Source organism: Candidatus Bipolaricaulis anaerobius (assembly GCF_900465355.1).
GTDB lineage: Bacteria > Bipolaricaulota > Bipolaricaulia > Bipolaricaulales > Bipolaricaulaceae > Bipolaricaulis > Bipolaricaulis anaerobius.
On record NZ_LS483254.1, the window covers coordinates 758978 to 768651 of the forward strand.

The window sequence follows — 9674 nt, forward strand, 5'->3', positions numbered from 1 at the left end:
CGCGCGAGGGGTACGATTTCGGGGGCGACAGCTCGTCGCCCCCGTCCTTTTTTCTACCCGCTGAACCAGCGGGTCCACGAGTGGTGAAGGACCCGGGCCTCGCGGGCCACAACCCGCGCCAGCTTATGGGGGTCGTGCTTCACCGTGAGCTTCCCCTCCACCTCCACCAGATCGAGGAGCGGGGCGCGGATCACCCGCAGCCCCAGCGCCTTCGCCCCGCGCAGGTCATCCAGCACCGGCACGCTCCCCTCCGCGCGGTAGCGGGCGAGGATCTCCGGCGGCGGGAGCTCGCTGTTGACGACCACGGCGTGGAACCGCCGCAGGTTCACGTACTCGGCGAGGGCGTTCAGGTGATCGCTTGCCGAGAACCCGTCCGTCTCCCCCGGCTCGGTCATGAGGTTCATGATGACCATCTTCTCCGCCGGCGCGCGGGCGATCGCATCCGCGATCCCGTCTACGAGGAGGACGGAGATGATGCTCGTGTACAGGCTCCCCGGCCCAACGAGGATGAGGTCAGCGTGGGAGATCGCGTCCAGCGCCACCGGATAGGCCTGCGCTGGCCGGGCGAGGCGCAGGCGGCGGATCGGGGTGTGGGCTTGCGGGATCTCGGCCTCCCCCACGACCTCCCGCCCATCGGCGAGTTCGGCGACGAGGTTGGTCCGGTCCAGGGTCGCGGGGACCACCTTCCCGCGCACGGACAGGAAATAGCTCGCCTCCTCGACGGCGCGGTCGAATCCCCCCACCGCCTGTTCCATCCCCGCCAGAAGGACGTTCCCCAGCGAGTGCCCGACCAGGCCTTCCCCAGACTGGAACCGATGGAGCATGAACCGGGCCATCCGCTCCTCATCTTCCGCCAGGGCCAGGAGGCAGTTCCGGACATCGCCGGGGGGAAGGACATCGAGCTCGGCCCGCAGGCGGCCGGAGCTCCCCCCCGTGTCCATCACCGTGACCACCGCGGTGAGGTTGGCGGTGTAGGCCTTGATCCCCCGCAGGAGGGTGGAGAGGCCGGTCCCACCACCGATCGCGACGACGTGGGGCGCGGCGCGGAGGATCCGCCCTTGGTACAGGGCCTCCGCCACCGACCCGCCGCGGCGTGGGGAAACGGCGTGCAGGATTGCCCGCACCGCACAGGCCATCCCCACCACCATGCCGATGAACCCCACCGCCACCACCACCGCCCCGAACACGGGCCGCCACAGGAACGGAACGTGGCGCAGCACCAGCGTATACAGGGTGCGCATTCCCTCGTCCCCAACCAAGCACACGACCCCGAACGCGACGAGGGCGATCCCGGCCAGGGCGAGGAGGAACCACCGCTTCACCCCGATCCCCGGGAGGAGGAGCTTCAGGACCGATGGGACCCTCATCCCCACTCCACCCGCACCCCGGGGCCCAACTGGGCGAGCCTCTGTCTCAGTTCGGGGCTGGGCTGGACGGCGTACTGGGGGCCGGCCTCCACGACGAGGGCTCGCTCCCCCTCGCGCAGCCGGAGCCGCGCTGGTACCGGGCCGGGGTGGTCGGCAAGGATCCCGCTCAGGTGGGCCGCCGTCTCCGGGGTGGCGAGGTCGAGGGGGAGCTCGATTACGCAGTGGGTCGGGCTGGACGCCGGAGGGACGAGGGGATCCACGTCGAGGGCCTGCAGCCGCCGCGATCCGTTCCGCTCCGACCACCGCACGCGTAGGACGAGGAGCGCCCGCTCACGGAGCAGCGCGGCCCGGGTGGCGTAGAGGCGTGCCCCCACCACTACCTCCGCTTCGCCGCTGGGATCCTCGAGCGTCAGGAACGCCATCGGCCCTTCCTGGGTGGGGACGACCTTGAGCGTTTTCACCTGGCCCGCGACCGTGAACGGGCGGCCCTCGGTCCCGGCATCGGCGAGGGGGATCGCCCCCCGCGCCCGCAGCTCCGCGGCGTAGGCATCCAGCGGGTGCCCGGAGAGGTAGAGGCCGAGGAGCTCCCGTTCGAACTCGAGGAGCGTCTCCCGCGGGAACTCCGTCTCCTCCACCGTGAGCTTCGGGGCAAGCTCCTCCGCCTCGAAGAACGACTGCTGGCCCGACGCTCGCTGGGACCGGGTGAGCTGCGCGAGGCGCATCCCCTCATAGACGAGGGCCATGAGGGCCTGACGGGGGAGCCCGAATCGGTCCATCGCCCCCGCCTTGATCAGGGACTCCACCGCCTCCCGGCTCACGCGCTCCGGGTCCATCCGCTGGCAGAAGTCGAAGAAGTTCCGGAACCCCGCACCGCGGCTGGCGAGGATCGCCTCCACGGCGCCCGTCCCGACGTGCTTGATCGCCCCCAGGCCGAACCGGATCACCCCCTCCCCGACCGGGGTGAACCCCACCGCCGACTCGTTCACGTCCGGGGGCAACACTTCGATCCCCATCCCCCGGCACTCCTCGATGTAGGCCGCCACCTTGTCCAGGTTGTCCTGGACCGAGGTGAGGAGGGCGGCCATGAACTCCGTCGGGTAGTGGGCCTTGAAGTACGCGGTCCAGTAGGTGATGAACGCGTACGCGGTCGCGTGGGCCTTGACGAACCCGTACCGCGCGAACTTCTCGATATCGGAGAAGATCTTTTTTGCCTCCGTGATGGGGATCCCGTTCCGGACGCAGCCGTCCACGAACCGGGACTCCATCTCCGCCATCTCTTCTGGCTTCTTCTTCCCCATCGCCCTCCGCAGGAGATCGGCTTCCCCCAGGGTGAAGCCGGCCAGCCGTTGGGCGAGGAGGAGGATTTGGTCCTGGTAGATGGGGAGGCCATACGTTTCGGAGAGGACCTCCTCCGCGGCGGGGTGGGGGTAGGTGACCGGCTGGCGCCCGTGCTTCCGCTCGATGTAGTCGTCGGCCATCCCCGAATCGAGCGGGCCTGGGCGGAACAGGCCGAGGATGGCGATCAGGTCTCGGAACTCCGTCGGCTCGAGCCGGCGGATGAGGGCCTTCATCCCCGGGGACTCGATCTGGAACACCCCCGTGGTCTGCCCGGACTGGATGAGCTCGTACGTTGCCCCGTCGTCGAGCGGGATCCGCCCCAGGTCCACCTCGACCCCCGTCCGCTTCTCCACCAGCCGCGTCACGTCATCGAGGAGGGTCAGGTTGCGCAGGCCGAGGAAATCCATCTTGAGGAGGCCCACCGCCTCCACGTCGTGCATGTCGAACTGCGTCACGAACTCCCCGTCGGCGAGGCGGAGGAGGGGCACGAACTTCTCCAGCGGCTCGGGGGCGATCACCACCCCTGCGGCGTGGGTTGAGCTGTTGCGGAGCTGCCCCTCCAGCCGGCGGGCGATGGCAAAGAGGCGCCGCATCTCCTCCTCCCCCTCGGCGAGCTCCTTGAGGGCCGGCACCTCCTCCAACGCCCGGCGCAGCGTCATTTTGAACGGGACGAGTTTTGCGATCCGGTCCGACTTTTCGTAGGGTAGCCCCAGCACGCGGGCCACGTCCCGCACCACCGACCGCGCCGCCATCCGGTCGAACGTGGCGATCTGGGCGAGGTGGTCGCGGCCGTACCGTTCGGCGACGTAGCGGATGACCTCGTCCCGGCCCCGGACGCAGAAGTCGATGTCGAAGTCGGGGAGGGTCACCCGGTCCGGGTTCAGGAAGCGCTCGAACAGGAGGTTGAACCGCAGCGGGTCCACCTGCGTGATGCCGAGGGCGTACGCCACGAGGGATCCCGCGGCCGAGCCGCGCCCGGGACCGACGGGGATCCGCTTCCGCCGCGCGTAGCCGACGAAGTCAGCGACGATGAGGAAGTAGGGGGCGAGGTTCATCCGCGTGATTACGTCGAGCTCGTAGTTCAGCCGCTCCTCAACCGGGGGCGGGAGGGGGTCGCCGAACCGGGCCCGGGCCCCCGCCCGCGCCTGCTCGATCAGTTCCTCGTTCGGGGAGAGGACACTCGGGTAGCGGGGCAGGAGGCGCCTCCCCAGGTCGAGCTTGAGCTCGCACTGCTCCGCCACGGCGATGGTCGCCGCGAGCGCCTCCGGGACCTCCGCGAACCGTGCCCGCATCTCCTCCTCGGTCAGGAAGTGGTAGCCATCCCCATCGAACGACCGCGCATCGGGGTCGGACAGCTTCTTTGCGGCCTGGATGTTGATGAGGACGCGGTGCGGCTCACGGTCCTCGGGGGAAAGGTAGTGGACGTCGGCCGACGCCACCACGGGAAGGTTCAGGCGCCGGGCGAGCGCGATCTGGTCGCGCACGAGCGCCTTATTCCGCTCCAGACCGTGATTTTGAAGCTCGAGGTAGAACCGGCGGGGGAAGATCTCCGCATACCGCCCCGCCGCCGCCGCGGCCTCATCCCGCCGTCCGTGGAGGAGGTGGCGCTGCACCTCGCCCGACTCGCAGGCGGACAGGGCGACGAGCCCCGTCGCGTGCTCCGCGAGGAGTTCGAGGTCCACCCGCGGCTTGTAGTAAAAGCCTTCGGTGTGGGCGCGGTTCGCGAGGACGAGGAGGTTCTGCCACCCCGTTTCATCCGCGGCGAGGGCGACGAGGTGGTACGGGGAGCGGCCCGTCGCGGGATCGCGGGAATGGCGGGAGTCCGGGGCCACGTAGAGCTCCTCCCCGAGGAGGGGCTTCACCCCGGCCTCGGTCGCCATCCGGTAGAACTTGATCACGCCCGACAGGTTCCCGTGGTCGGTGAGGGCGAGGGCCGGCATCCCCAGCTCCGCCGCCCGGGCCACGAGGTCGCGCACGCGGCCCATCCCATCGAGAAGCGAGTACTCCGAGTGGACGTGGAGATGAACGAACGCCACGCTACCTCCGCACGATGACGATCCGTTCCTCGTCGGGGAACCCCCAATGCAGCCTCTGCCGCGCCTCCCGCTCCACCACCTGGGGGAGGGGGGCCTCGACGAGCTTCTGGCGCAGGGCCGCGATCTCCGCATGGACGGCCTGGTCCCGGGCCTGGAACGCCCGGACGTCCGCCGCGGCGTCGCGGATGGCGAACACCCGCGTCCCGAACACCCATCCCAGGCCGAGGATCGTCACCACGGCCAGGGCGAGGGGGAGGTACCCCCTAGCGGGGCCACGTCGCCATCGGCGGAGCATAGGTATCCTCGATGCGCAGAAGCTCGTTGTACTTCGCGACCCGCTCCGAGCGGGAGACGGATCCGGTCTTGATCTGTCCGCACCCGGTCCCCACCGCGAAGTCGGCGATCGTCGTGTCCTCCGTCTCGCCAGAGCGGTGGGAGATGATGCAGGCGTAGCCTGCCCCGTGGGCGAGGTCCATCGTGCGGAGCGTCTCCGTCACCGTGCCGATCTGGTTCAGCTTGATGAGGATCGCGTTCGCCGCCCGGCGCTTGATCCCCTGGGCGAGCCGGTCCGGGTTCGTCACGAAGATATCGTCGCCCACGATCTGGATCGTGGAGCCGAGCCGGTCCGTGAGGAGCGACCATCCCTCCCAATCCTCCTCCGCGAGCCCGTCCTCGATGGATACAACCGGGTACGCCTTGGCCCACTGCGCGTAGAGCTCGACGAGGTCCGCCGCGCGCCGCTCGCCTGCCAGGCGGTAGATCCCGCGCTCGGGCGCGTAGAACGCGGTCGCGGCGCAGTCGAGGGCGAGGGCGACGTCCCGTCCCGGCTCATATCCCGCGTCGCCGATCGCCTGGACGAGGATGCGGAGGGCCTCCTCGTCCGTCGCGAGACGAGGGGCGAACCCGCCCTCGTCCCCCACCGCCACGGAGTGCCCCTTCCCCGTCAGGATCTTGCGCAGGGTGTGGAACACCTCCGCCCCATAGCGGAGGGCCTCCACGAAGACGGGGGCCCCGAGCGGGACGATCATGAACTCCTGGATCGCGAGGCCGCTATCGGCGTGGGCGCCCCCGTTGATCACGTTCATGAGGGGGATCGGCATCCGGCCCGGCCGGGCGCCGGCGAGGTACTTCCAGAGCGGGATCCCGAGCGACGCCGCCGCCGCCTTGGCGCAGGCGAGCGACACGGCGAGGATCGCGTTCGCCCCTAGCTCCGCCTTGTTCGGAGTCCCATCGCGCTCCAGGAGCAGGGCATCGATCTCCTCCTGCCAGAGGGGGTCGAGGCCCTCGATCTCCGGGCCGATGATCTCGTTCACGTTGTGGACCGCGCGCTGGACTCCCTTCCCCAGGTACCGGTCATCTCCGTCCCGCAGCTCGACGGCCTCGTAGGTGCCGGTGGACGCGCCGGAGGGCACAGCGGCCCGCGCCGCGGTGCCGTCCTCGAGCGTGATCTCCACCTCCACGGTCGGGTTGCCGCGGGAGTCCAGGATCTCCCGTGCCCAGACGTCCTCGATCAGGTTCATGCGTTCACCTCGGGCTGGAGTGTACGGGTTCCCGCCCGCCGGGCCAAGGAAGCCCGTCCCACCTCAACCGGCCTCTCCGGTTCTTCCTGCGGGCGGGCTCGATCCTCGCGGCGGCCCTTGGTTCCCCCCTACTGGTGGAGGTGGGTTTGGTCACCGACACGGCCCACTTCCTGACACTATACTGACCACACCGGACACGGGGGCACGGGTGGGCGGACAAACGCCTGGGGCCGGGGTAACCCCGATCCTCCGCAGCGTGATGCCGCTCACCTAGACTGGTCACCGTGCCAAGAAACCTCGTGATGAGGGGAAGATGAGTTTGATGAAGCCTACGGAACCGGGTTCCTGGCGTGTGGGCGCCGGCCGGCCCGAGCTGGGGGAGGAGGTTTGGCGATGAAACGATTCCTGTTGGTTGTGGCGGCGGTTGCCCTCGCGGCACCGGCGGTGGTGGCGCAGACGTTCAGCAATGTCTCGTTGGCCGATGCCAACGTGGCGCCGGGTTCGTGGGTGCTGGCGCAGGTGATCACCCAGACCGCCTCGGGTACGTTCACCGTGACCCAGGTCAAGGTCGTCAACACGGCGACGGACCCGCTGTCGGGAACCGACGTCGAGCGGATCGAGGTTCGGCGGGCGAGCGACGGCAAGGTCATGGGGGCGGTGGCCACGGGGTTCGCCAACTTCACGACGGCGGGGATCGAGATCCCCACCACGGCCAATAACGCGTTCAACGATGCGTTCGACCTCGAGATCTGGGTCAAAGTGCAGGTGAGTGCCTCCCTAAGACAGAAACTCCAGCTCGGGACGACCAGCACCCCAACAGTCATTACAACCAACAACCCGATGGACCACAACGTGGCCTACCCCACCGCAGCGGCCACGTTCACTACGCAGCCTGTCTGGTTCATGGATGTCCCGACCGGCGAGCTGCCTGTGTACCGCGAACAGAAGTTCCTCGCCGCCCGGTTCGAGGTCAACAACCTGTCGGTGGGGGCCTCGCGCACGGTGAGCCGGGTGGACGTCTGGAACGATGGCGACCCGATCAAGCTGACCGGGGCGTACCTGGCGAAGATCGAGGTCATCCGCGCCCGGGACGGAAACCGCCTGGGGGAGAAGACAAGTGGGTTTGGAAACTTCACTGCTGCTGGTCCGCCGCAACCGTGGGTCGAGATATCCACCGGCTCCCATAACACGATCGCCGCGTACAGCCTTGAGGTCTACGAAATCTGGATCACGCTCCGAAATGACGCTCCGACCGGGCACCGCCTGCGGCTCAAGGCGCAGGTCCGGCTTACGGGCACGGGGTACGACGTCGTCCACTCGGTCTGGGGCACCGCGCCCCGGTTCATCGTCGGGGCTCCCGTTGGGTTTGAGGAACTGACGAACCAGGATCTCACCGGCGGGCGAATCTACTCCGGGCAACGGTTCCTCGCCCAACGGATCGAGGCCCGGGACAACGACCTTGACCCGTACAACGTGACGATCGAGTCGTTCATGGTCCAGAACGTGGCCGACTCGGGGGCGCGGCTGGCGGAGACCCAGGTCGCCAAGGTCGAGGTGCGCCGGGGCAGTGATGGGGCCCTCCTCGGCGAGGTGACGGACGCTTCTGGATTGAACGCGGGCGGGGTTCGGATCCCGCCTGCAGAAACCGCGATCGGCAACAACACGGTCGCCGACGACACGTCGGAAACGTTCGAGATCTGGGTCACGCTCAAGACGGGAGTTCCCCACGGCCGAACCCTCAAGCTCCAAACGACTGTCTGGCACACCGAGAGCGGGTACCTGTCGGGTCCGGTGGTACCCGGGAACGCGGCTTTCGAGACCGGCCCGGACGCGGGTGAGGGGTTCGAAACGGCGACCCCGGTGACGATGTCCAATCGCACGGTATTCCAGGGGGTGCTGTTCCTCGCTCAGCGGCTCGACCTCCGGGACAACGATCCGGACCCGTACGACGTGACGATCACCTCGCTCATGATCCGCAACTACGTTCCGGACAACCCGCTCGCCGACCAGCATGTGGCGAAGATCGAGGTGCGCCGGAAGTCCGACGGGGCGCTCCTCGGCGAGGTTACGGACCCGGTGGGGCTGAGCCTGGCCGGTGTGCGCGTGACAACGGGTGCCAACAACCTCGTGCCGGACGATACGAGCGTGGAGCTTGAGATCTGGGTCACCCTCAAGAGCACGGCCCCATCTGGGCGGAAGCTGCAACTGGAATCGGTGGTGTGGCACACCGAGGGCACGGCGACGAAGGCAACCACGGAACTGGTGGGCCCGGCGACGTTCACCACCGCGACTGGTCAGGCGCCAACGGGGGTGGACTTCAGTTGGACGCCGGCGGCGCCGGAAGCGGGGATCGAGGTTACGTTCACGCCCGCCACGGGCATCGCCGATCCGTCGGGGGACATCACCAAGGCCACGTTCCACTGGGACTTCGGTGACGGGAAGACGGCCCAGACCACGGGCTCGGCCTCTGTCAAGCACACGTATGCGATCGGCGGGACCTACCAGGTGACCCTCACCGTGACCGGGGAGGGCGGCTTGGCGAGCTCGAAGACGAAGCCGGTCGAGGTGACCGGCAAGCAGCCTGTGGTGGACTTTACGTTCACGCCTGCGGAACCGGCTGCCGGTCAAGCGGTCACCTTCACCTCTCAGGTGACGGATCCGGCGACTCCGCCGCTCACGCCGTACACCTACGCCTGGGCGTTCGGCGATGGCGGAACTTCCACGGCCGCCAACCCGCAGCACACGTACACGGCAGCTGGCACGTACACCGTGATCCTCTCCGTCACCAACAGCCGCGGGGAGGTCGGGAGGAAGGAGAAGACGATCACGGTCGTCGCTTCCCCGGTGAACCGGCGGCCGGTGGTCACCGCGATCGCCGTCAGTCCGGCGGCGCCCGTGGTCGGTCAGACGATCACGTTCACAGCCACGGCCAACGACGCTGATGATGACGCGATCACAGGCTACGAATGGAAGCTTGGGGATGAGACCGTGGTGGCGACGACCGCGAACAGCACCACCCATACGTTCACCACGGCCAATGTTTTTCGGATCCAGGTGCGGGCTCGCGACGCGGGAGGGTTCGGGGAGTGGTTCTCGTTGGACGTGTACGTCCGCCCTCAGGGTGGGGCGGCGGTCGGGACGAAGGCTCTCGATAACCCCGCTCGGACGCAGTGTCGGATCCAGATCCTCCTCCCTCCCGGAGCGACCGACGTCTCGATCCAGATCTTCGATATGCTGGGCCGGGAGGTCCGGCGGAGCGAAGTGGCGGGCACGCAGTTCACATGGGATCTCAAGGACGGGAACGGTCGCTCGATCGCCGATGGGTTGTACTTCTACCTGATCACGGCCACCGTCGGAGAGAAGACGGAGCGGTCGGAGATCGGGAGGATCCTTGTGGTGCGCTGAGGAGGGGA

5 protein-coding genes are annotated in these 9674 nt (G+C 68.5%); 1 reads left to right on the plus strand and 4 read right to left on the minus strand.

Features of this window, described 5'->3' with window-relative positions; all coding sequences use genetic code 11:
* Positions 1–53 precede the first annotated feature (53 nt).
* From BARAN1_RS03775 to eno, 4 genes are read right to left on the minus strand one after another with little or no spacing between them, the layout of a single operon-like run.
* The gene (locus tag BARAN1_RS03775) at positions 54–1367 is read right to left on the minus strand and encodes a gluconeogenesis factor YvcK family protein (RefSeq protein WP_157959446.1); all 1314 of its coding nucleotides are present in this window, start codon (positions 1365–1367) and stop codon (positions 54–56) included.
* The gene (gene dnaE / locus BARAN1_RS03780) at positions 1364–4741 is read right to left on the minus strand and encodes a DNA polymerase III subunit alpha (RefSeq protein WP_157959447.1); all 3378 of its coding nucleotides are present in this window, start codon (positions 4739–4741) and stop codon (positions 1364–1366) included. The genes BARAN1_RS03775 and dnaE overlap by 4 nt, the downstream gene beginning before the upstream one ends.
* Before the next feature lies 1 nt (position 4742).
* Positions 4743–5036 carry a hypothetical protein gene (locus tag BARAN1_RS06515; protein WP_157959448.1) on the minus strand — a complete coding sequence of 98 codons (294 nt, stop codon included), beginning with the start codon at positions 5034–5036 and terminating at the stop codon, positions 4743–4745.
* Entirely contained in the window at positions 5005–6261 is a 1257-nt protein-coding gene (gene eno / locus BARAN1_RS03785; protein ID WP_122031011.1) for a phosphopyruvate hydratase, read from the minus strand. The genes BARAN1_RS06515 and eno overlap by 32 nt, the downstream gene beginning before the upstream one ends.
* Before the next feature lie 393 nt (positions 6262–6654).
* On the opposite strand from eno, the gene BARAN1_RS03790 reads away from it, so the two are divergent.
* Positions 6655–9666, plus strand: a complete 3012-nt coding sequence (locus BARAN1_RS03790; RefSeq protein ID WP_122031013.1) for a PKD domain-containing protein — start codon at positions 6655–6657, stop codon at positions 9664–9666.
* Positions 9667–9674 lie beyond the last annotated feature (8 nt).

Coding starts and splice junctions, on each gene's coding strand:
- BARAN1_RS03775 (WP_157959446.1), bottom strand. CDS start 1,367: ATGAGGGTCCCATCGGTCCTGAAGCTCCTCCTCCCGGGGATCGGGGTG.
- BARAN1_RS06515 (WP_157959448.1), bottom strand. CDS start 5,036: ATGCTCCGCCGATGGCGACGTGGCCCCGCTAGGGGGTACCTCCCCCTC.
- eno (WP_122031011.1), bottom strand. CDS start 6,261: ATGAACCTGATCGAGGACGTCTGGGCACGGGAGATCCTGGACTCCCGC.
- BARAN1_RS03790 (WP_122031013.1), top strand. CDS start 6,655: ATGAAACGATTCCTGTTGGTTGTGGCGGCGGTTGCCCTCGCGGCACCG.